The organism is Miniimonas sp. S16, assembly GCF_057748195.1.
The window spans coordinates 974416-996290 of record NZ_CM173242.1; the positions used below are offsets into that span (position 1 = coordinate 974416).

Annotated in this window: 19 protein-coding genes; 15 read left to right on the plus strand and 4 right to left on the minus strand. The window is 72.1% G+C overall.

Translation table 11 applies throughout. From position 1 onward, the window contains the following. Positions 1-58 precede the first annotated feature (58 nt). Positions 59-2551 (minus strand): glycosyltransferase, encoded by a 2493-nt coding sequence (locus AC3AQ1_RS04340; protein ID WP_199916525.1) that lies wholly within the window; start codon positions 2549-2551, stop codon positions 59-61. 176 nt (positions 2552-2727) lie between these two features. Between AC3AQ1_RS04340 and AC3AQ1_RS04345 the strand changes: the two genes are divergently transcribed. The 5 genes from AC3AQ1_RS04345 to galE all read left to right on the plus strand — a co-directional run bounded on the left by AC3AQ1_RS04345 (position 2728) and on the right by galE (position 8516). After that, positions 2728-3639 carry an ABC transporter permease gene (locus AC3AQ1_RS04345; RefSeq protein WP_108717966.1) on the plus strand — a complete coding sequence of 304 codons (912 nt, stop codon included), beginning with the start codon at positions 2728-2730 and terminating at the stop codon, positions 3637-3639. Beyond that, positions 3639-4841, plus strand: coding sequence for an ABC transporter ATP-binding protein (locus AC3AQ1_RS04350; protein WP_108717967.1), 1203 nt, complete (start codon positions 3639-3641; stop codon positions 4839-4841). Before AC3AQ1_RS04345 ends, AC3AQ1_RS04350 begins: the two co-directional genes overlap by 1 nt. 66 nt (positions 4842-4907) lie before the next feature. Further along, positions 4908-5903 (plus strand): dTDP-glucose 4,6-dehydratase, encoded by a 996-nt coding sequence (rfbB, locus tag AC3AQ1_RS04355; protein WP_108717968.1) that lies wholly within the window; start codon positions 4908-4910, stop codon positions 5901-5903. 607 nt (positions 5904-6510) lie between these two features. After that, positions 6511-7479: an LCP family protein gene (locus tag AC3AQ1_RS04360; RefSeq protein WP_234417761.1), complete on the plus strand. Its 969-nt coding sequence runs from the start codon at positions 6511-6513 to the stop codon at positions 7477-7479. Continuing rightward, positions 7476-8516 carry a UDP-glucose 4-epimerase GalE gene (gene galE, locus AC3AQ1_RS04365; RefSeq protein ID WP_108717969.1) on the plus strand — a complete coding sequence of 347 codons (1041 nt, stop codon included), beginning with the start codon at positions 7476-7478 and terminating at the stop codon, positions 8514-8516. The genes AC3AQ1_RS04360 and galE overlap by 4 nt, the downstream gene beginning before the upstream one ends. On the opposite strand, the gene AC3AQ1_RS04370 is transcribed toward galE, so the two are convergent. Further along, complete coding sequence (locus tag AC3AQ1_RS04370) at positions 8418-9296, minus strand: hypothetical protein (protein ID WP_108717970.1); 879 nt, start codon at positions 9294-9296, stop codon at positions 8418-8420. The genes galE and AC3AQ1_RS04370 overlap by 99 nt on opposite strands. Positions 9297-9483: 187 nt before the next feature. Here AC3AQ1_RS04370 and AC3AQ1_RS04375 point away from each other — a divergent pair, with 187 nt between their 5' ends. Genes AC3AQ1_RS04375 through AC3AQ1_RS04410 form a run of 8 tightly spaced genes read left to right on the plus strand, consistent with a single transcriptional unit; the run spans position 9484 to position 18044 of the window. Next, the gene (locus AC3AQ1_RS04375; RefSeq protein ID WP_159096378.1) at positions 9484-10611 is read left to right on the plus strand and encodes a hypothetical protein; all 1128 of its coding nucleotides are present in this window, start codon (positions 9484-9486) and stop codon (positions 10609-10611) included. Continuing rightward, positions 10611-11393 carry a glycosyltransferase family 2 protein gene (locus AC3AQ1_RS04380; RefSeq protein WP_108717972.1) on the plus strand — a complete coding sequence of 261 codons (783 nt, stop codon included), beginning with the start codon at positions 10611-10613 and terminating at the stop codon, positions 11391-11393. The genes AC3AQ1_RS04375 and AC3AQ1_RS04380 overlap by 1 nt, the downstream gene beginning before the upstream one ends. Further along, positions 11390-12280 (plus strand): carbohydrate deacetylase, encoded by an 891-nt coding sequence (locus AC3AQ1_RS04385; RefSeq protein WP_108717973.1) that lies wholly within the window; start codon positions 11390-11392, stop codon positions 12278-12280. The genes AC3AQ1_RS04380 and AC3AQ1_RS04385 overlap by 4 nt, the downstream gene beginning before the upstream one ends. 13 nt (positions 12281-12293) lie before the next feature. Then, a complete protein-coding gene (locus AC3AQ1_RS04390; RefSeq protein ID WP_218975324.1) occupies positions 12294-13388 on the plus strand; it encodes a glycosyltransferase family 4 protein in 1095 nt (364 codons plus the stop codon). Then, positions 13385-14545, plus strand: coding sequence for a glycosyltransferase family 2 protein (locus tag AC3AQ1_RS04395; RefSeq protein ID WP_108717974.1), 1161 nt, complete (start codon positions 13385-13387; stop codon positions 14543-14545). The genes AC3AQ1_RS04390 and AC3AQ1_RS04395 overlap by 4 nt, the downstream gene beginning before the upstream one ends. A gap of 5 nt (positions 14546-14550) precedes the next feature. Next, entirely contained in the window at positions 14551-14961 is a 411-nt protein-coding gene (locus tag AC3AQ1_RS04400; protein WP_108719979.1) for a CoA-binding protein, read from the plus strand. Positions 14962-14987: 26 nt separating this feature from the next. Beyond that, positions 14988-15563, plus strand: a complete 576-nt coding sequence (locus AC3AQ1_RS04405) for a dTDP-4-dehydrorhamnose 3,5-epimerase family protein (RefSeq protein ID WP_108717975.1) — start codon at positions 14988-14990, stop codon at positions 15561-15563. Positions 15564-15611: 48 nt separating this feature from the next. Further along, positions 15612-18044 (plus strand): N-acetylmuramoyl-L-alanine amidase, encoded by a 2433-nt coding sequence (locus tag AC3AQ1_RS04410; RefSeq protein ID WP_159096379.1) that lies wholly within the window; start codon positions 15612-15614, stop codon positions 18042-18044. Between the two features lie 54 nt (positions 18045-18098). Here the strand turns inward: AC3AQ1_RS04410 and manA are convergent, their stop codons facing one another. After that, positions 18099-19277 carry a mannose-6-phosphate isomerase, class I gene (manA, locus tag AC3AQ1_RS04415; RefSeq protein ID WP_108717977.1) on the minus strand — a complete coding sequence of 393 codons (1179 nt, stop codon included), beginning with the start codon at positions 19275-19277 and terminating at the stop codon, positions 18099-18101. A 145-nt stretch (positions 19278-19422) separates the two neighbouring features. Here manA and AC3AQ1_RS04420 point away from each other — a divergent pair, with 145 nt between their 5' ends. After that, positions 19423-20565, plus strand: a complete 1143-nt coding sequence (locus AC3AQ1_RS04420) for a 5-(carboxyamino)imidazole ribonucleotide synthase (RefSeq protein WP_108717978.1) — start codon at positions 19423-19425, stop codon at positions 20563-20565. 1 nt (position 20566) lies between these two features. Then, positions 20567-21157 (plus strand): 5-(carboxyamino)imidazole ribonucleotide mutase, encoded by a 591-nt coding sequence (purE, locus tag AC3AQ1_RS04425; protein ID WP_108717979.1) that lies wholly within the window; start codon positions 20567-20569, stop codon positions 21155-21157. Positions 21158-21213: 56 nt separating this feature from the next. Here purE and AC3AQ1_RS04430 read toward each other — a convergent pair whose 3' ends face one another. Continuing rightward, entirely contained in the window at positions 21214-21822 is a 609-nt protein-coding gene (locus tag AC3AQ1_RS04430) for a GtrA family protein (RefSeq protein WP_108717980.1), read from the minus strand. Positions 21823-21875: the final 53 nt, after the last annotated feature.

Below are 21875 nucleotides of genomic sequence, written 5' to 3' on the forward strand. Positions count from 1 at the left end.
CCACGCCGTCCGGGACCCGTCCCCCGGAGCCCTGTCTGCGGGCTCCGGGGGACGGCTCCTATCTCGAGCCGATCACCTTGATCACGCGACCCTTGGCCCGGCTGACGACCTCCCGCACGCCGCCGGCCTGGAAGTACTCGCGCATCAGAGCGAGGTCGCCCTTGAGGCTCGACGGGCGCGGCGGGAACGCGTGCGCCACCGCTCCGGCACCGCCGAGCCGCTCCACGAGGTCGGGCGCCCGAAGGGGCGTCCGGCAGAAGTCCACGAGGGGCTGGAGCACGCGCGACCATCGGTACTCCTGCGCGACCACCTGAATCGCGCTCGTCGCCGCCGCGCGCGCCTCCTCGTCGTACAGCATCCACTCCAGGGCCTGCACGAGCGCTTCCTCGTCCTCCGGGGGCACAGCTACTCCCAGGCCGCGCTGGGCGATGAGATCACCGAAGGCGTCGCCCTGCGTCGCCACGATCGGAAGGCTGCACCACAGGTAGTCGAGAATGCGCGTGCGGAAGGAGAAGGCGGTCTCGATGTGATGGAAGTGGGTCGACACACCGACGTCGGCGTCGAGCAGCAGATCCGCGCGCTCGTCGTACGGGACCCACCCCTCGTTGAAGAACACGATCCGGTCCGTGAGCCTGAGCTCGTCGGCCAGCTCACGCGCCTCCCACGCGATGCGCATGTCGGGCACCCCGGGGTTCGGGTGCTTGAGCCCCATGAAGAAGAGGCGCACCTCCGGGTGCGTCGCCGAGAGGCGACCTACGGCCCGGATCAGCGTGAGCGGATCGAACCAGTTGTAGATCCCGCCCCCCCAGAGGATCACCTTGTCCGTGCTGGAGATTCCGGGCACCGTCCCCTTGATGCCGTGCCGGCGCTGGACGGGCGGGTCGTCCTGAATGCCGAAAGGCACCACCTCGATCAGGGAGTCGAGACTGGGGTCCTGGTCGTACACGCGAGCGTTGACGCGACCCATGCCGGCGAGCTGACCGAGCCAGAAGTCACGCTGCTTCTGCGACGCGCAGAGGAAGAAGTCGCCTCGCACCAGCTGGTCGTTGAGGATCCGGGTGATCTCGGAGATCGTCACCGCGCGTCCGGCTTCGCCCAGGTCCTTGGCCTGCTCGAGCTGCTCGAGATGCATCGGGTCGTAGATGTCGGCGACAAGGATCTTGGCGCTGTCCTTGAGCCACGGAGCGCCTTCGAGGAGGAAGCCCTGGAAGATGATCACGTCCGCCCAGTCGGTGGCCGCGTGGAGCGCCTGACCGGTCGCATACTCCGCGGTGAACCCGGCTCCCTCGATGCGCACGCCGGCGGTCGAGACGAGACGCACCTCGTGCGTCCGGCACAGGACCTTGGCGATCTCCCAGGCGCGAATGGCAGGACCGGCCATCCGCTCGGCGATGGGCTCGCCCGTCACGACGAGGATGCGCGGGCTGGTCACGAAGTGCTCGTCGATGCCGAAGGCCTGGACGAGCGCCGCGTGCGCCGCGAGGTAGGACTCGATCGGGTACGCCGGCTCGATCGCGTGCCGGAACAGCGGGAAGATGTCGCGGTCCGTACGCCGGCGAGACGCCTGCAGCTGCGCGCGGGACTCGGCAAGGGTCGCGATGTTGTCGACGAAGTAGTCCACGGCGTAAGCACCCGTGAGCCCGAGCTTCGGGATCTCCAGGGAACCGACGTCGTCGCCTCCGGGGGAGCGCTGCAGATCCAGAGCCGTGGCGTCGACCCCGCCCTGCGCGAGTCCACGCCGCACGGCAAGTCCCATCGCCGCCGGCAGCGCCTTCGCCAGTGAGACGTCGTCGAGGTTCTTGTACATCGACATGAGCGCGTTGCGCTCGAGCAGGTAGTTCTCCCGGTACTGACCGAACTTCTTCATCGTGACGTGGTGCTTGTGGTAGGCGACCGAACCCGGAACGTAGCGCACGCGCCAGCCCAGGATGTTGAGCCGCCAGCCGAGGTCGACGTCCTCGTAGAACATGAAGAACCGCTCGTCGAACCCGCCGACCTCGAGGAACAGGTCACGCCGCATGAGCATCGCCGCGCCCGTCCCGAAGAGCACGTCCTTGGGCTCGTCGTACTCGGGCGAGTCGGGCCAGGTGGCCTCGCGCTTGTAGCCCATGCCGAACCAGGTGAGCGAACCGTCGACGAAGTCGATGAGCTCCCCGTCCCAGTCCAGGACCTTGCTCGCGACGGCGCCGATCGCCGGGTCGGCGGCCATGGCCTCGACCGCGGCGGAGATCCAGGTAGAGCCGGGACGAGCGTCGTTGTTGATGAACGCGACGTGCTCCCCGGTCGCCTCGCGGACACCGAGGTTGCAGCCACCCGCGAACCCCAGATTGCCGCCGGACTGGATCACCCGTACGTCAGGCAGCTCGCTGCGCAGAAGCTCCTCGCTGCCGTCGCCGGAGTCGTTGTCGACGACGACGATCTCGAGGCGGTCCTTGGGCCACTCGATCGCATCGAACGCCCGGACGCACGTGATCGTGTCCTGTGCGCCTCGGAAGTTGACGATGACGACCGACACCACGCCGTCGCGCGACTTCGTGCTCTGCTCTTCCACGCTTCTCCATCCGCCCCGTGTGGCTCCGCCGGACGCCCACGGACCGGGGCGGCGCGACCCCTCGGTAGGCTACCCCGGTGCCCCCGAGTGCAGGAGATCCAGCAGCGACTGGCGCCAGCGGCGCTACCCAGCTCACGACAGCCGAGCGCCGGCGCGCGGAGCTGGCCGACGAGCCGATGAGGCAGGCCGGCGCGGGACGGGGCCTCGCGCTCGGCACGCTCCGCACGATCCGGGACATCTGGGCGCGCCGGGAGCTGCTCGGCTACCTCGTTCGGCGCGAGCTGAAGTCGCGCTACAAGGACAGTGCGCTCGGGTTCGTCTGGAGTGTCATCCGCCCCCTGGTGATGCTGCTGGTCTACTACGTCGCGCTCGGCAAGTTCCTCGGTGCCTCGCGAGGCATCGACGGGTTCGCGATCTTCATCTACTCCGGCCTCACGCTGTGGACGCTGTTCAGCGAGATCGTGACGGCCGGGACCGGCTCCATCGTGAACAACTCGGGGCTGATCAAGAAGGTGTACCTGCCCCGCGAGATCTTTCCGATCGCCAGCGTGGGCTCCGCACTGTTCAACTTCGCGATCCAGTTCGGGATCCTGATCGCGGCCACCGTGGTGCTCTCGGGGTTCCCGACCACCAGCGCGTGGTGGTACTTCCCCGTCTCGCTGCTCGTCATCGTCGTCTGGGCGACGGCGCTCGCGCTCATGCTGTCGGCGTGGAACGTGTATCTGCGCGACGTCGGCTACCTGGTCGAGGTCTTCATCATGGTCTTCTTCTGGGCCTCCCCGATCGTGTACGCGTGGTCCTACGCCCGCGACGCCTTCGACGAGATGGGAGCCCACTGGCTCAACGAGGTCTTTCTCGCGAACCCGGTCACGGTGGCCGTGATCGGGTTCCAGCAGGCCATCTGGGCGCCCGGCGCCGCGGCGGCGCAGGTCGGCCGTCCCGCAGCGGAGGTGAACACCGCGCAGTTCGCCCACCCGGACGAGCTCATGCTCCGCCTGCTCGTCGCCCTGGTTGTCGGTGTCCTCGTCCTGTGGATCGGGCAGCGTGTGTTCGCCCGTCTCCAGGCCAACTTCGCTCAGGAGCTCTGATGGGCGATCTCACTGTCATCGACGTCGAGAACGTCTCCAAGAGGTTCGTCATCCGCAAGGAGAAGTCGCTCAAGGAGCGCGTGGTCAACTTCGGACGGTCCCAGCGCCACAAGGAGGAGTTCTGGGCGCTGCGGGACATCGATCTGCGGATCGCCGCCGGGAGCACCGTCGGCCTCATCGGACACAACGGCTCCGGCAAGAGCACGCTGCTCAAGGTCATCGGGGGCATCCTGCAGCCCGACACGGGAGAGGTGCGCTACCGAGGGCGGATCGCCGCTCTGCTCGAGCTCGGGGCGGGCTTCCATCCCGACCTGACAGGGCGCGAGAACGTCTACCTCAACGCGTCCATCCTCGGGCTCTCGCGCGCGCAGACGGACGCGGCGTTCGACTCGATCGTCGACTTCTCCGGTATCGAGGAGTTCATCGACACGCAGGTGAAGTTCTACTCCTCCGGCATGTACGTGCGGCTCGCGTTCGCCGTGGCGACGAACGTCGATCCGGACATCCTGCTCGTCGACGAGGTCCTCGCCGTCGGAGACGAGCCCTTCCAGCGCAAGTGCCTCGACCAGATCCGCACGTTCCAGCGCGAGGGACGCACGATCATCCTGGTGACGCACGGACTGGACCAGGTGGCAGAGTTCTGCGACCGCGCAGTCGTGCTCGACCATGGCACGATGATCGCGGACGGCACCCCGCGGGATGCGCTGCGCGCGCTGCGCGAGGACTTCGAGGAGACCCGGCTCGCCGAGCTCGACAAGCAGCGCCAGTCCGGCGCCCAGATCCAGCCGCAGGCCCGAGCACGGTTCACCGGGTTCGCGCTCTCCAGCGGGTCGCAGGCAGGCGGCGTGCCGGCGCTGCGCACCGGGGACGGGCTCGACATCCTGTTCGAGCTCGAGGCGGAGGACCCGCTCCCGGGCGTCGACATCGAGATCGGCATCGGCACGACGTCCGGTGGTTCGATCTACGGGATCACGACGACGCAGCTCGGCCGGACCCTGGATCTCGCCCCCGGCACGCACCGCTTCACCGTCCACCTGCAGGACATGCACGTCGCCGAGGGCGAGTACGTCATCCAGGCTGCCCTGCGCGACCGCGACGGCCGCGACCTGCACCGTGTACCCGAGGGGGCGTCTTTCCGGATGGTGACGCCCACGCTCGGCTCGGGCGTGCTCGCGCTCGGCTCGTCGCTCGACATCCGCTAGTCCTCCGCGAGAACCCCTCCTCGTCTCGGTAGCCTGGCGGGCAGAACACTCACCCCCGGAGGAACCATGCGCATGCTCGTGACCGGCGGAGCCGGCTTCATCGGAGCCAACTTCGTCCACCAGACGGTGCGGGAGCGCCCCGACGTCGAGCTCACCGTGCTCGACGCTCTCACCTACGCGGGGAACGAGAGCTCGCTCGACCCCGTGGCGGACGCCGTGACCTTCGTCAAGGGCGACATCGCCGACACCGACCTGGTGGACTCCCTGGTCGCCGACACCGACGTCGTCGTGCACTTCGCCGCCGAGTCGCACAACGACAACTCGCTGCACGACCCCTGGCCGTTCGTGCGCACCAACGTGATCGGGACCTATCAGCTGCTCGAGGCGGTGCGCCGCCACGACACCCGCTACCACCACATCTCCACCGACGAGGTCTACGGCGACCTCGAGCTCGACGACCCGGCGAAGTTCACCCCCGACACGCCGTACAACCCCTCGAGCCCCTACTCCTCGACCAAGGCGTCGTCCGACCTGCTGGTGCGTGCGTGGGTCCGCAGCTTCGGGGTGCAGGCCACGATCTCGAACTGCTCCAACAACTACGGCCCCTACCAGCACGTGGAGAAGTTCATCCCGCGCCAGATCACCAACGTGATCGACGGCATCCGGCCCAAGCTGTACGGCAAGGGCGAGAACGTGCGCGACTGGATCCACGTCGAGGACCACAACTCGGCCGTCTGGTCGATCATCGAGAAGGGCGCGATCGGCGAGACGTACCTCATCGGCGCCGACGGCGAGACGAGCAACAAGGACGTGGTCGAGGCGATCCTCGAGATCATGGGGCTGGAGCGGGACGCCTACGACCACGTGAGCGACCGACCGGGCCACGACATGCGCTACGCGATCGACGCGACCCGCCTGCGCACCGAGCTGGGCTGGGAGCCGCGCTACCGCAACTTTGGCGAGGGCCTCGCGGCCACCGTGGCGTGGTACCAGGCCAACGAGGCGTGGTGGCGGCCGCAGAAGGACGCGACCGAGGCGAAGTACGCCCAGCTCGGACGCTGACATGGCCGACGAGGAGCTCCCGCCGTCGTTCGAACCCGGCACCGGACGCCGGATTCCGGGACGGACGGGGCCCTCGCCGGCCGAGCGGGCCGCGAGCGGACGGGGCGCGCCCCCCTCTCCTCGCCCGGGCGTGCCCGCGCGTCCGCCGTCGGGCGCCCGTGCGCCCGAGGCGCCGGCGCGCGCCCCGCTGCCGCCGCGGCAGCCGGCGACGCCTCCGGGGCGCGCGCCGTTCGGCCGGACCACTCCTGAACCCGGCCGGACGTCCACGACCCCGGGCGAGCGCTCGCCTGGTTCGGCCGGGGCCGAGCGCCCGGCGGCCGAGCCGCCACCCGGGGTGGCCCGTCCCATCCCGGTGCAGCGCCCCGCCTCCGGTCCCGGCCGGCCCACCGCGCCCGCCCGCGGGTCGCGCACCGATCCGGCGGTCGGTGCCACGCGGGCCGTCCCCCTGTCCGGGGCCGCCCCGGGCCGCCCTGGCGTCTCGGCGCGCCCCGGCGGCGCACAGCCCGTCGCTGCGGGCGCGGGAGGCAACCGGCCCACCGTCGGACGGCCGCTCGCCGGGACCGCCGGTGGCGGCCCCGGTGGTCCCGGGCGACCGGGGACGACGGGCGTGCCCGACCGGCCGGTCAGCCGCTCGACCCACCGGCGACGCCGCATCGTCCTCGCCGCGGTGATCGCCCTGGTGCTCCTGCTCGCGTGGCCCGTGGGGCTCCTGATCTGGGCCAACGGCCGGATCCAGCACGTCGAGGCGCTGTCGGGCGCCGCAGCGACCCCGGGGGTCACCTACCTCCTGGCGGGCTCGGACTCCCGCGCGGACGGCGCGATCGAGGACACGACGACCACCGGCCAGCGCACCGACACGATCATGCTGCTCACCGCGCCGGCGAACGGCACGCCGTCGCTCGTCTCGCTCCCCCGCGACACCTACGTGGACATCCCCGGGGTCGGGCCGGGCAAGCTCAACGCCGCCTTCGCGTACGGCGGGGCCCCGCTGCTCGTCCAGACGGTGGAGCAGCTGACCGGCATCACGGTGGACCACTACGTCGAGGTCGGCATGGGCGGCGTGGTGTCCATCGTGGACGGCGTGGGCGGCGTCGAGCTGTGCTGGGACTCCGACGTGGACGACGTCGACTCCGGCATGGTCTGGACAGCCGGCTGCCACGAGGTGAACGGGACGGACGCGCTGGCGTTCGCCCGGATGCGCAAGTCGGACCCGACCGGCGACATCGGGCGCGGCCAGCGCCAGCAGCAGGTGATCCAGGCCGTGATGGGCAAGCTCAAGGGTCCGTCGCTGCTGGAGCCCGGGCGCCAGCTCAACCTCGTCCGCGTCGCGACGGACAACCTCGTGACTGACCCGGACACGGGCATCCTCGCGCTGGGCCGGATGGCCCTGACGTTCCGCAACGCGACCGGCCCCGGCGGCTTCCGTGGCGCGCCCCCCATCGCGGACTCGGACTACCGTCCGGGCGACCTCGGCTCCACCGTCCTGCTCGACGAGGCAGCCGCGCCGGTGTTCTGGCAGCAGGTGCTCGACGGGACCCTGCCGACCCAGACCGAGCAGGAGGAGCAGGCCGGGTGACCACGCCCCGACGTCCGAGCGCGGCACCCGACACGGTGCTCGTCACGGGCGGTGCCGGCTACATCGGGTCGCACGTCGCCCACACCCTGACCGCCGCGGGACGCGGCGTCGTCGTGCTGGACGACCTGTCGCTGGGACGTCCGGAACGGGTCCGCGGCCTGACCCTGCTCCGCCTCGACCTCACCGACCCGGGCACGCCGGCCCGCCTCGCGGCGGCGCTGCGCGAGCACCGGGTCGGCTCCGTGATCCACCTGGCCGGGCACAAGCGCGTCGCCGAGTCGGTGGTGCGACCGCTGCAGTACGCCGAGCAGAACGTCACCGGCCTGCTCCGGCTGCTCCGCGCGCTGGCCGACGGCGAGGTCCGCACCGTGGTCTTCTCCTCCTCGGCCGCGGTGTACGGCGACGTCACGGCCGGCCGCGTCACCGAGGGGCACCCGCCACGCCCGGTCAACCCCTACGGCCGCTCGAAGCTGGCCGGCGAGTGGCTCCTCGCCGACTTCGCACGTGCGACCGGGAGCCGCACGATCGCTCTGCGCTACTTCAACGTGGCGGGCACGCAGGACGGCGTCCTCGCCGACCGCAGCACCGAGAACCTCGTCAGCGCCACGGTGGCCGCGCTGCGCGCGGGCCGCAGCCCCGTGGTCAACGGGACCGACTACCCGACCGCGGACGGCACCTGCGTGCGCGACTTCGTCCACGTCCAGGACCTCGCCGAGGCGCACGTCCGGGCGCTCGACGCGCTCTGGGCGGGGGCCGACGTGCCTCCCGCCCTCAACCTCGGGACGGGCGTGGGGACCTCCGTGCGCGACGTCGTGGCGCGGCTCTGCGAGCTGGCCGGGCGGCCGGGTGCGTGGGCCGAGGCCGGGCGCCGGTCCGGGGACCCCGCCGCCGTCGTCGCGGACGTCACACTGGCGCGCGACACCCTGGGCTGGACGGCGTCACGCGGGCCGACCGAGATCCTCCAGAGCGCGTGGCTCCACCGCCCCGACGCCGACCTCGGCGGCGGCGCCGAAACGCGCCAGCGAGACCGCGCCTGAGAGCACGCACCCGAGGCCGACGACGGCGAGCCAGCCCCGACCGGGGACCGCGCCGTCGCCCGCGAGCAGCACCCCGCCCAGCGCGCCGAGCACCGTCTCACCACCCGTCACGAGCGCGGCGACCATCACGGCGCCGCCACGCTGGAAGGCGAGGGCGGTCGCCGCGAGAGCGAGCGCACCACCAGAACCCGCGACCCAGAACACGCCGTGCGCGAGCATCTGCGTCGGTGCCACCGGCCCGACCAGCCGGATGCCCACCGCGAGCGAGCCGTACCCCAGGGCGGCCGCCACCGCGAGCACGACCCCCGCGGCGGGCGAGGGCGGACGACCCACCACGACGAGCGTGACGACAGCCGCCAGCACCACGGTGCCCAGGACCCACCAGGTCGCCCCGCGGTGCGGGTGCGAGGCGCCGGCCTGCGCCGAGGAGGCCAGCAGCACGAGGCCGACTCCGATCGCGACCACCGCCGCCCACTCCCGGGGCCGCACCCGGATCCCGAGCAGACGCGGTGCCAGCAGCGCCGGCACGAGCACCGAGCACGCCCGGACCGCCTGGACCGTGAACACCGGTAGCACGCGCAGCGCCGCGGCCGCGAGCACGAACGCCACCACGACCAGCCCGAGCGAGAACAGGTAGGCCGGGCTCCGCACGAGCCGCGCCAGCACCGACACCGGGTGGTCCACGTCCACGCCGCGGGCCGCACGGGCCTGCAGGAGCAGCGCGGTCCCCGAGCACAGCGCCGCAGCGACCAGGGCCACGTAACCCACGAGCGACGTCACAGAGCCTCCACAAGAACCGACGGGAGAAGCGCACGAGAACCGCCTCTCGGTGCCCCCGGGATCACTATGGTCGTCCCGGGTGTCGCCGGGACACACCACCATCCCTTGTGAGGTCTGCGTGTCGTCGATCGAAGCGGCTCCGGCGGTGGGTCAGACGTCGATTCGCGCGAGGTTCCCCTGGTTCGGGGTGATCGGCACCTACCTTGCCATCACGGTGCTGCTCTCGTTCATGAGCGCCCGCTCGGCGCGAGCCGTCCCCAGCGAGGGCGCGACCGGGATCGCCTTCGTCGACGGGTGGCTTCGCTTCGACTCGAACTGGTACGTCGGGATCGCCGAGAACGGGTACTACTACGTCCCCGGTCAGCAGTCGCCGATCGCGTTCTTCCCGGTCTTCCCGATGCTCGTCCGCGCGGCCGCGCTCGTCGTCGGGGACACGCAGCTCGCCGGCTACCTCGTCGCCTCGCTCGCCGGGCTGCTCGCCACGGTGCTCGCGGCGCGCTGGGCGTGGGACCGGCTGCCCGCCCGTTCGGCGATGCTCGGCGTCGCCGTGCTCCTCACCTACCCCTACGCGTTCTTCCTGCACGGTCCCGCGTACTCCGACGGCACGAACCTCGCACTCGCGGTGAGTGCCTTCCTGCTCCTGGAGCGCCGTCACTACCTGCTCGCGGGCATCGTCGGGGCAGCCGCCGTCGCATCCCGCCCGTTCGGCATCGCCGTCGCCGTCGGGCTCGTGGTCCGGGTGCTCGACCAGCTCGCGACCCAGCCCGGTCGACCCGTCCACCTGCGCGACCTGATGGCTGCGGTGCGGCTCGTGCGACCACGCCATCTCGGCGTCCTGATCGCGCCGCTCGGCCTGGTGGCGTGGATGACGTGGCTCTGGGTCGAGTTCGGCAACCCCCTCGCCTTCGTCGAGACGCAGTCCTCACCGGGCTGGAACCAGGGCGTCGGACCGCACACGTGGTTCAAGATCCCATACTTCGGCGCGATCTGGCACGGCGAGTGGGCCATCGTGCTCAACCTGACGGTGCAGGCTCTCTCGTGCCTCGCCGTCGTGCTCCTCCTGCCGCGGGTGCAGCGCCGCTTCGGCTGGGGCTACCTCGCGTACACCGCGATCGTCATCGCCATCCCGATCATCGGCACGAAGGACTTCATGGGCGCGGGCCGCTACGCGCTCGCGGCCTTCCCCGCGCTCCTGGTCAGCGGTGACTGGCTGGCGCAGCGACCACGATGGCTGCAGATCGCCACCGTCACCGTGCTGGCACTGACGCTGGTCACGCTGGCGTGGTGCTTCACCCACATGATCCAGGTCGCCTGATGGGCCCCGGTCAGCGCGAGTCGAGCGGAGACTCGCACCGCGAACCCGCTGTCTGGTCCACGGCCGACCAGCTGCTGTCGATCTTCCTGCCCATGTGGAACGAGGAGGACTACGTCGAGCGGGCCGTGACCGCCGCCAGCGGCACGTGCGACCTCATGGTGGCGGCTGGCGAGATTGGCGACTACGAGATCGTGATCGTCGACGACGCCTCGACGGACGCGACCCCGCAGATCGCCGACGGGCTCGCCGCGCAGGACCACCGGGTCCGGGTCGTGCACCACGCGAGGAACCGCAAGCTCGGCGGGTCGATCAAGTCCGGGCTCGCCGCATCCCGCGGGGACGTGGTGCTCTACACCGACGCCGATCTGCCCTGGGACATGGGTGAGCTGCGGCGCGCGCTGCGGGTCCTGCGCACCTACGAGGTCGACATGGTGAGCGCCTACCGGCTGGACCGCACGGGTGAGGGTCCGCTGCGGACGGTCTACTCGTTCGTCTACAACGGGCTGATCAGCGTGCTGTTCAAGACCCGCGTCCGCGACATCAACTTCTCCTTCAAGCTCATGACGCGCCGCGTGGTCGACACGGTGCACCCCAAGAGCGAGAGCTCGTTCATCGACGCCGAGATCGTGGTGCGTGCCCGGAACGCCGGGTTCGAGATCTTGCAGATCGGGGTGGACTACTTCCCGCGGACGCGCGGCGTCTCGACCCTGTCCTCGCCGGCCGTGATCCGAGCCCTCGTCCGCGAGCTCCTCGCGCTGCGCCGCGAGCTGGCTCGCCCGTGACCGAGCGGCTCCTCGTCGTCACGGCCGACGACCTCGGACTCACCCGGGGCGTGAACGCGGCGGTCGCGCACGCACACGACGAGGGCGTCGTCACGGCGACGTCGCTGCTGGCCGTCGGGCGGGAGCTCGACGACGCCGTCGCGATGCTGCGCTCCCGCCCCACCCTGGAGGTCGGGGCCCACCTGGCGCTCGTGGGCGAGGATCCGCCCGTGCTGAGCGCGCGGGAGATCCCCACCCTTCTCGACCGACGCGGTCGTCTCCCGCTGAGCTACCGCACGGTGGTGCGCCGCGGCGCGCTGGGCCGGATCGACCCCGACGACGTGCGGCGGGAGCTCGGCGCCCAGGTCGACCGGCTCCTCGGGGCCGGTCTGGCGCTCACCCACCTCGACACCCACCAGCACACCCACCTGTGGCCGACCGTCGGAACCGTGGTGGCCGAGCTCGCCGCGCGCCACCGCGTGCGGGCGGTCCGCCTGCCCACGAGTCACGCTCGCTCCGCGCTAGGCTGGGGCGTGCGTCTGATGGCGGCGCGCACCCGGCGCCGTGTCACCGCGGCCGGCCTGGTGGGCACGCACGACTACGCCGGCCTGGACGAGGCCGGCGCGATGGACCTCGACCGCCTGCGCGCGGCGCTCGCGGCGGCGCGCCGCCGCGGCGCGGCGAGCCTCGAGGTCAACGCCCACCCGTCGCTGCCGGACGACCCCGACCTCGGGCGCTTCGCCTGGGGGTACGCGTGGGGTGCGGAGCTCGCGGCCCTGACCGACCCGCGCACCCGAGCCGAGGTCGCACGGCTCGGGTACCGGCTCGGCGGCTTCCTCGACCTCCCCTGGCCGAGCCGTCCGGCGACCTCCGCGGCCGACGACGGGACCCCTCCGACGTGTCCATGAGACGATCGGCGCCGTGAAGCTGCTCCTCGACGCGACGCCGATGCTGGGGCGGCGCACCGGCATCGGGGCCTACACCGCCAACCTGGTCTCGGCGATCGCGCGGCGTGCGGAGACGGCCTCGGGGGAGCTCCAGGTCAGCGTGACGACGTGGTCCGCGCGAGGGCGTCGCATCGACGACCTCCCACCGCACGTGCGTCAGGTCGGTCTGCCCGTTCCCGCACGCGCGCTGCGGGCGGGCTGGCGACGCTCCCCGTTCCCGCCGGTCGAGCTCGTGGCGGGACGGTGCGACGTGGTCCACGGCACGAACTTCGTGTCGCCACCGACACTGCGCGCCCGTGAGGTCGTCACGATCCACGACCTCACCTACGAGCTCCACGCGCGGACCGTCACGCCGGACGTCCTCGACTACCGCACCCTCGTTCCCCGCGCCCTCGCGCGAGGGGCGCACGTGGTCACGCCGAGTCACGCCGTCGCCCGTCAGGTGGCGGAGCGCTACGACCTGCCGCACGGACGCGTGACCGCGACCCCCCTCGGGGTCGACCCTGCGTGGCAGCGCGCCGAGCCGCTCGACGAGCAGGACCGTCATCGGCTGGGTCTGCCGGCGCGATACCTGCTGTTCGTCGGTTCGCTGGACCCGCGCAAGAATCTCCCGGCACTGGTGGCCGCCCACCGTGCGGCGCGCGAGCAGGAGGTGGACGTACCGGATCTCGTGCTCGCGGGCCCGGCGGGGCGCGCCGAGGGAGTGGCTGGGCCGGGGATCCGCCAGACGGGTTGGCTCGAGGACGCCGACCTGCGCCGGGTCGTCGCCGGCTGTCGGGCGCTCGTGCTCCCGTCGCTCGACGAGGGCTTCGGACTGCCGGTGATCGAGGCGCTCGCCTGCGGGCGTCCCGTGCTCGTCTCGGACGTCCCGGCGCTGCGCGAGGTTGGTGGCGGACACGAGCTGGCGTGCGATCCGAGCGTCGAGGGCCTCGAAGCAGGACTCCTCGCTCTGCTCGACGTGCCCGACGGCGAGCCCGAGCGCGCCGTGCGGCGCGCGTGGGCGGCGGCCTTCACCTGGGACCGCACGGCGGCGCTCACCCTCGACGTCTACCGGGCGGTCGCACCATGACGCCCGCCGGGCCCCACGCCGTCGACGCACCCGGACCGGACGTGGTGGTGATCACCGTGACGTACGACGCCGCCGACCTCGTCGCGGACTGTCTCAGGGGGCTCGAGGGCCAGGAGCTGGGCGACGTGCGGATGGAGGTGGTCGTGGTCGACAACGCCTCGAGCGACGGCACGGCCGACCTCGTCGCCCGCGACTTTCCCGGGGTTCGGCTCGCGCGGTCCGTCCGCAACCTCGGCTTCGCGGCGGGGAACAACCTCGCCCTGCGCGACGTGCGCGCTCCGTACGTGATCCTGCTCAACAACGACGCGGTGCCCGATCCGGGTTTCGTGGCCGCGCTCGTGGCCGCGGCACGGCAGGCAGATGACGATGTCGCGGCGGTCGCGGCGCGAGTCCTGCTGTCCCAGAGGTTCCGGCGGGTGCCGGCGGAGACCGCAGGAGCCGTCCACGGGCCCGACGGCGCCTGGCTGCCTGACGACGACGGCGAGGACCGGCTCGTGAACTCCACCGGGAACCTCGTGCGCGCCGACGGCTTCGGGCTCGACCGCGGCTGGCTCGCCGACGCGACACGACATCACCCCGCTCCCGACGTGTTCGGCTTCTCCGGTGCGGCGGTCCTGCTCCGCACCGCCGCGCTCCGAGAGGTCGGGCTCTTCGACGAGCGACTGTTCATGTACTACGAGGACACCGACCTGTCGTGGCGCCTGCGCCGCGCGGGCTACCGCATCACCTACTGCGAGGACGCGGTGGCGAGCCACCTGCACTCCGCCACCACCGGAGAGGGCAGCGCGTTCTTCCGCTTCCACGACGCACGCAACAGGCTGGTCGTCGTCACGAAGAACGCGTCCGCGGGACTCGCCGTGCGCTGCGTCGCTCGCTTCGCGCTCACGACCGCGTCGATCACCCTCCGCGGCCGTGAACCCTGGCGAGGACGCCGCGGCGTGATCGCCGTCCGGCTCCGGGCCTTGGGCTCCTACGTCGCCCTTCTTCCCCACGCGCTGCGCGAGCGACGTCGCATTGCCCGCAGCGCGCAGGTCACGGCTCGCGCCGTCGAGTCCCAGCTCTCACCACCCGGGACGGGAACCGACTCGGGTCTGCGCTCGGGCGCTTCCGGAGCCGTGGACACAGGCACGGCCGCGCGACGGGAGACGAAGAGGTGACGCCGATCCCGATCAACGACTCCGCCACGGTCGAGCGGCTGCTGCGTGAGCCGGCGACCTGGGCCGTCGTCGGGCTCTCGACGAACGCCGCCCGGGCCGCCTTCGGCGTGGCGCTGCGGCTGCAGGCGCTCGGCATGGCGATCGTGCCCGTGCACCCGCGGGCCGAGACCGTGCACGGCGCTCCGGGCTACCCGACGCTGGCGCAGGTCCCGGGCGAGATCGACGTCGTGGACGTCTTCGTGAACTCCGCGCGCGCCGGCGCGATCGTCGACGACGCGATCGCCCGCGGCGCACGGGCGGTCTGGCTGCAGCTCGGCGTCGTCGACCACGCGGCCGCCGCGCGGGCGCAGGAGGCCGGGCTCGCCGTCGTGATGGATCGGTGCCCCGCGATCGAGTCGGCCCGGTTGGGGATCTAGGACGCCTCGTCGGTACCGTGAGGGCCATGGTGCGCATCGACGACTTCACGACCGAGTCCACGGCGATCGACGGCTTGCACGTCGTCCGGATGAAGCAGATCCACGACGAGCGGGGCACGGTGCGCGAGTTCTTCCGCGCCTCGGCCATGGCCGACGCCGGGCTGCACGCCGGGCCGTGGCAGCAGCTCAACCTCACCGAGACCTCGCGTGGCGCGGTGCGCGGCCTGCACGGTGAGGCCATGACGAAGTTCGTGTCCGTCGTCAACGGTACGGTGCTCGGCGCGTACGTGGACGCCCGGCCGGACTCCCCCACGGTCGGCGCCGTCGTGACCGTGCCCATCGAGCTGGGCGTGCAGGTGCTCGTCCCGCGCGGTGTGCTGAACGGCTTCCAGTCCACGAGCGACGGGGTCAGCCAGTACCTCTACTGCTTCGACGACGAGTGGCGACCCGGCATGGCCGGAGTTGCGGTGACTCCGCTCGACCCGGCCCTGGGCATCGCATGGCCGATCCCGATCGACGCCGACGACCGCGCCCAGCTGTCCGCGAAGGACGCGGCGGCGCCCACCCTCGCCGAGGTGCTCGAGTCGCTCGGCTCCCGATGAGTCTGGGGTAGCGTGCTTCGCGACACGTCCCCCGCGATGGAGCACACGATGCGTCGCACGACCTCTTCCCTCCTGGTGACGGCGCTGCTGCTCCTCGGTCTCGGTGTGGCCGCGCCAGGTGGCGCCGAGCCGACCGAGTCCCCCGGGTCGTCCCCCGACGTTGCGACCGAGGTCCCCTCCGGGGTCGCCACCGCGGAGCCGGTCGCACCGCCTCCGACGGACACGCCGTCGCCGAGCGCGACGGGCGCGCCCACGCCGACCGCCCCGCCCACGTCACCGCTCTCTGCCGACGACGCCCGGGAACCGACTGCGGGACCCTCCGGAACCGTGTCGGAGCTCGGCCAGGTGACGATCGCCGAGGTCCCGGTGGTCCTCGACCCCGCAGAGGTCGGTGACGACGAGGCCGGCGTGACCCAGCTGGCGCAGGATCCCGCCGTCGCGGTGCAGCCGGTGGAGGACCCGGTGACGGATGGCGTCGTGGCCGATGTGCCCGTGGCCGACGGGGCCGGCGTCGTCACGGCCGCCCTCGACGCTGCGGGTGCTCAGACCGTGGCACTCACGTGGGACGCGGGCGCGGACACCGTGGTCGACGCCCGCGTGCGCACCCAGACCGACGGGGTCTGGTCCGAGTGGGCGCAGCTCGAGGCCGACGACGTCGGGGTCGACGCCGGAACTGCCGACGACAGGGCCGATCGACGCGCAGGCACCGACGCATTCTGGGTCGGGGATGCGGACGCCGTCCAGCTCGCGTTCGCCGAGTCCGTCGCACCCGCTGGGCTGACGCTCGCCCTGATCGGGGACGACGCAGCCAGCGCAAGCGGTGGTGGTGGTGCCGGGACAGGCACCGCCACCTCGACCGCAGTCCGCACGGACGCCCCCGCTGTCGCACCCGCGCTCTGGACGAGGACCTCGGACGCACGCGTCGTCCAGGCATCCTCCACCGTCGCGAGTCCGGTCGGGGGCGTCTCGATGATCACCCGCGAGGAGTGGGGAGCCGCCGCCCCGGCCTGTCAGCCGGACGTCGCCTCCAGGCTGGTCGGGGCGGTCCTGCACCACACTGCCCAACCGGGGAACGACTACGCGACGGTGGACGAGGCGAAGGCTCGTCTCCGCCAGATCCAGGCCTATCACATCGCCGCTCGAGGGTGGTGCGACATCGGCTACAACATGCTCGTCGACAAGTGGGGCAACCTGTACGAGGGTCGCGACGACAGCATGACCGAACCCGTGATCGGGGTGCACACCGGCGGGTTCAACACGGGGACGTTCGGTATCTCGATGCTCGGTGACTACTCGACGCTCACGCCCAGCGCTGCCACCACCGCGACCGTCGCCCGTGCCATCGCGGCCCGCTTCGGGGCGTGGGGGCTGGATGCCACCGGGACGATGGCCTACACGACCACCACGGGCGAGAACTCGCGGTACCAGAATCAGACGGTCACCCTGCCGCGCGTCTTCGGTCACCGCGACACCGCCTACACCGCGTGTCCGGGCAACGCCGGGTACGCGACGCTCGCGGCGGTCCGGACGAGGGTCGCGCAGCTGCTGCTCCCCGTCGGGTACGTCGACGCGGTCCGGACCACGAGCTCGAGCCTCACCGTGGCCGGCTGGGCGATGGATCCGATGACTCCGGACCCGATCGCAGTCCACGTCTACGTCGACGGCCGCGGCGTGTCCAACACGACCGCCGGTGCCGCTCGTCCCGACGTTGCCGCCGTCTACGGCAACGGTGCCCAACACGGCTTCTCGGTGACGATCCCGGCGAGTCCGGGCACGCACAGCGTGTGCGTGTTCGCGATCGGCGCCGTCGGCGGCCGTAACACGCTCGTGGAGTGTCGCGAGATCACGGTGGTCAACTCGCCTCCGATGGGCGCGCTCGACGTCGTGCGCACCACTCCCGCCGGCGTGACGGTCATCGGCTGGGCGATGGATCCCGACACGTCCGCGCCGATCGCGGTGCACGCCTACGTCGACGGCCGGTTCGCGGGGGCGTGGACCGCCTCGGACACCCGGCCCGACGTCGGGCGCATCTTCGGCAACGGCGCCGCCCACGGCTTCACGTCCTTCGTGCCGACGGGGTCTGGCGAGCACGACGTGTGCCTGTACGCGATCGACTCGCAGGGTGGGCCGAACCCGGTCCTGGCGTGCCGTCGGGTGACGGTCGTGAACGCCACACCGATCGGCTCGCTCGACCGCGTGACGAGGGGCCCCGACAGCGTCACCGTGGCGGGCTGGGCGATGGATCCGGACACTGCGGCTCCCATCGCCGTTCACGTCTACCTGGACGGGCAGCTCGCGACCGGAGCACTGGCGTCGCGGGCCAGGCCCGACGTGGGTCGCGTGTTCGGCAACGGGTCGGACCACGGCTTCCAGGTGACGGTTCCTGCAGGTCCCGCGAGCCGCGAGGTGTGCGTCTACGCGATCGACTCCCAGGGCGGAACCAATCCGCTGCTCGCGTGCCGACGCCTCACGGGGAGCTGACTGGCGCACCTGATGCGGACCCGGGCCGTCGACGGCGGGCCACGGCTTCGGCCGTCAGGGCACCGAGGCGCGGATGAGCCGACCCGAGCCCGACACCCACACGTCCTCACCGTCCGCGAGGAAGACCGCGCTGCCCGGTCGTACCGGCAGCTCGTCCTCGCCCGCCCGAAGCTCGAGGGCTCCGTCCAGCGCGAGGACGATCCGCGGACCGGCGCCGCGGACCGGGATCGTCGCGTGGTCGGGCTCGAGCACCGCGAGCTCGAAGTCCTCCACGGGCGCGAAGTACACCTGGACGTGGCCGTTGATCCGTTCGGCCGCGACGCGCATGGGAGGCGCGGGTCGCACGTCCACGATGTCCAGCAGAGCGCGGGCGTCGATGTGCTTCGGCGTCAGACCGGCGCGCACCACGTTGTCCGAGCTGGCCATGATCTCGACGCCGAGTCCGGAGAGGTACGCGTGCGGGCACCCGGCGGGCACGAACATGACCTCTCCGGGATACAGGGTCACCGGGTTCAGCAGGAGCGAGGCCAGCACTCCGCGATCTCCGGGGAACGCCTCCGCGAGCCTCAGCGCGACCCGGTCCGAGTGCTCCGACGGGCTCTGCCCGGATCGCAGTCGCCGATCGATCTGGTCGACGACGGCGGAGACGTCCGACTCCCTGTCGCGCGCACCGAGCAGGACGTACTCGAACGCCGACCGCATGCCCTGCGCGGACGAGCCGTGGGTCAGGCGCTCGACCGTCTTGGCGATGAGCGGGGTCTCCAGCCCCGAGAGCACCTCGAGCGCTCGGCGTGGCGCACGGAAGCCGCTCACGGCCTCGAAAGTCTCGAGTGCGAACACCATCTCCGGCTTGTGGTTCGCGTCGCGGTAGGTGCGCTGGGGCGCGTCGAGCGGCGTCCCGGCCCGTTCCTCCCGGACGTAGCCCAGCGCCGCCTGCTCCGCTGTCGGGTGCACCTGGAGGGACAGCGGCGAGGCCGGAGCGATGATCTTGAGCAGGTACGGCAGCTGTCGCCCGAGGCGTGCCACGACGTCCGCTCCCAGCACGCCCACGGGATCGTCCTCCACGAGCTGCACGAGCGTGCGTCCGTCCTCGAGCTGGGACGGCGCGCTCGGGTGGGCACCGAACCACGCCTCCGCGACCGGACGACCGTCTGCGCCGCGACCCAGGAGCGCCGGCAACGCGGTCGACGATCCCCAGGCATAGTGCTGGAGGGCGGGCACGAGCGGCTGCATGTGAGGTCTCCCCGAGGTCGCGGCGACCGTCGCCGCCCGGGACAGTCTGCCGCATCGTCGCCCCGGAGCGGCTGTAGGCGCGAGTGCGTGGTCACGTGCGTCGACGACGACCGCCACTCGCACGCCGCTCGGTAGGCTCGCGACCATGCCCCAGCCCACGGTCGCCGTCGTCGGCGGCGGTCAGCTCGCCCGGATGATGCAGCAGGCCGCCATCGGCCTCCAGGTCCACCTCGTCGCCCTCGTCGAGGACCCGGGCTCGGCGACCGCGCAGGTCGTCCCCGACTCGGTGGTCGGCGCGGCGTCCGACGGCGAGGCGCTCACCGCGATCGCCTCTCGCGCCGACGTGCTCACCTTCGAGCACGAGCACGTCCCGAACGACGTCCTCGCCGCGATCCGCGCGGCGGGCCACGCCGTCGAGCCCGGACCCGAGGCCCTTCTGCACGCGCAGGACAAGATCGCCATGCGCGAGCGGCTCACCGCGCTGGACGTGCCGTGCCCGCGCTGGGCCGTGGCGCGTACGCCGGACGACGTGGCCGCGTTCGGCGCGCGCGTCGGCTGGCCCGTGGTCGCCAAGACTCCTCGCGGCGGGTACGACGGCAAGGGCGTCGCGATCGTGCACGACGGCGAGCAGGTCCCCTTCCCGATCGGCCCGGACACCCCGGTGCTGCTGGAGGAGCGTGTGCCGTTCACCCGCGAGCTCGCGGCCCTGGTCGCGCGTCGGCCGAGCGGGGAGATGCGCACCTGGCCGGTCGTGCAGACCATCCAGCGCGACGGCGTGTGCGCGGAGGTCCTCTCCCCTGCACCCGACCTCGACCCCAGCACCGCCCGCGCCGCCGAGGGGATCGCTCGCCTCGTGGCGGAGGGCCTCGGCGTGACCGGGGTGCTCGCCGTCGAGCTCTTCCTCGAGGAGGGCGAGGAGCACGGCGGCCGCCTCAGCGTGAACGAGCTCGCCATGCGGCCGCACAACTCCGGGCACGTGACCATCGACGCCCACACGACGTCCCAGTTCGAGCAGCACCTGCGCGCCGTGCTCGACCTGCCGCTCGGCGCGACCGATCAGCGCGAGCGCGTCGCCGTGATGGCCAACCTCCTGGGCTCGGAGCTCGCCGAGCCGACCTCCGCCTACCCGGCGCTGATGGCGGAGCTGCCGGGCGTGAAGGTGCACCTGTACGGCAAGGAGGTCCGGCCGGGCCGGAAGCTCGGTCACGTCACCGCCGTCGGGGACGACCTCGCCACCGCGCGCGCACAGGCCGCCCGCGCCGTCGCCCTGCTGTCCGGAGAGGACTGACATGTCGGAGCCGAACCACGCCCCCACCCCCGTCGCCGCGGGGAGTTCCGCCGGCGATCCCGTCCACCCGCTCGTCGGCATCGTCATGGGCTCGGACTCGGACTGGCCCACGATGGAGGCAGCCGCCCTGGCGCTCGCCGAGTTCGACGTGCCGGTCGAGGTCGACGTCGTCTCGGCGCACCGCATGCCGACCGAGATGATCGAGTACGGACGTTCCGCCGCCGGCCGTGGGCTGCGCGTCATCATCGCGGGGGCGGGCGGAGCCGCCCACCTGCCCGGGATGCTGGCCGCGGTGACCCCGCTCCCGGTCATCGGCGTCCCCGTGCCGCTACGGCACCTCGACGGGATGGACTCCCTCCTGTCGATCGTGCAGATGCCGGCTGGCGTCCCGGTGGCCACGGTGTCGATCGGCGGGGCCCGGAACGCCGGCCTGCTCGCGTTGAGAATCCTTGCCGCGGGTGGCGACTCACTCGCGGCGCGCCTGCGCCCCGCGATGGAGGCGTTCCAGGCGGACCTCGCCGACGTCGCCCGCGCCAAGGGCGCGAAGCTGCGGCAGGGACGCACGCAGGCGACCGGGTTCAGCGCGGGCTGAGCCCGTCAGACCCGTCGGGCTGAGCCGAGTCGCTCGGGGTCTGCCGGCAACCGGGCTCAGGCGGCCTTGGTCCGCTCGATCTCCTCCACGCGCGCCAGGTGCCGGTTGCGCACGTGCCGGAACGTCCAGAGCTTGTTGACGAGGAAGTTCACGGGCATCGTCACGACGATGGTGATGAGCTGCGCCCAGTACTCACGCGAGTGCAGGCCGGCGTCCTCGTGGAACCAGTCCGAGGCGAGGTAGATCGGCGAGGTCGGGTTGGTGAGCGCGACCTTGAGGAACAGCCCCACGAACGCCGCCACGCTGCCGACCAGGAGGAACGGGCCGAACTCCTGCAGCCACGGGGCCCGGTTCGCGGACCGGAACGTCCACGACCGGTTGAGCTGGAAGTTGAAGAGGTTCGCCACGAGGAACCCGACGATCCACACGAGCGACGTGAAGCGCACGTTGAAGTCGGTGCCCGGGATCGCGAAGAGCACGTCCTGGGCATTCGCGGTGCCGCCGTTGGCCTTGTTCATCACCACGGCGACGGCCATGTTGACTCCGACGCCCGCCCCACCCACGAGGCCGAACTTCACGAACTGGCGCAGGGCGCGGACCGCGCGGGCCCCGGTCGTCAGCGCAAGCGGAGGGGAAACCGCAGTGGAAGGGTCTGGTGTCGACATGGCGCGCTGAGTCTAGTCCGCCGCGCTGCGAGGCAGTCCGTGGTCCAGACTCA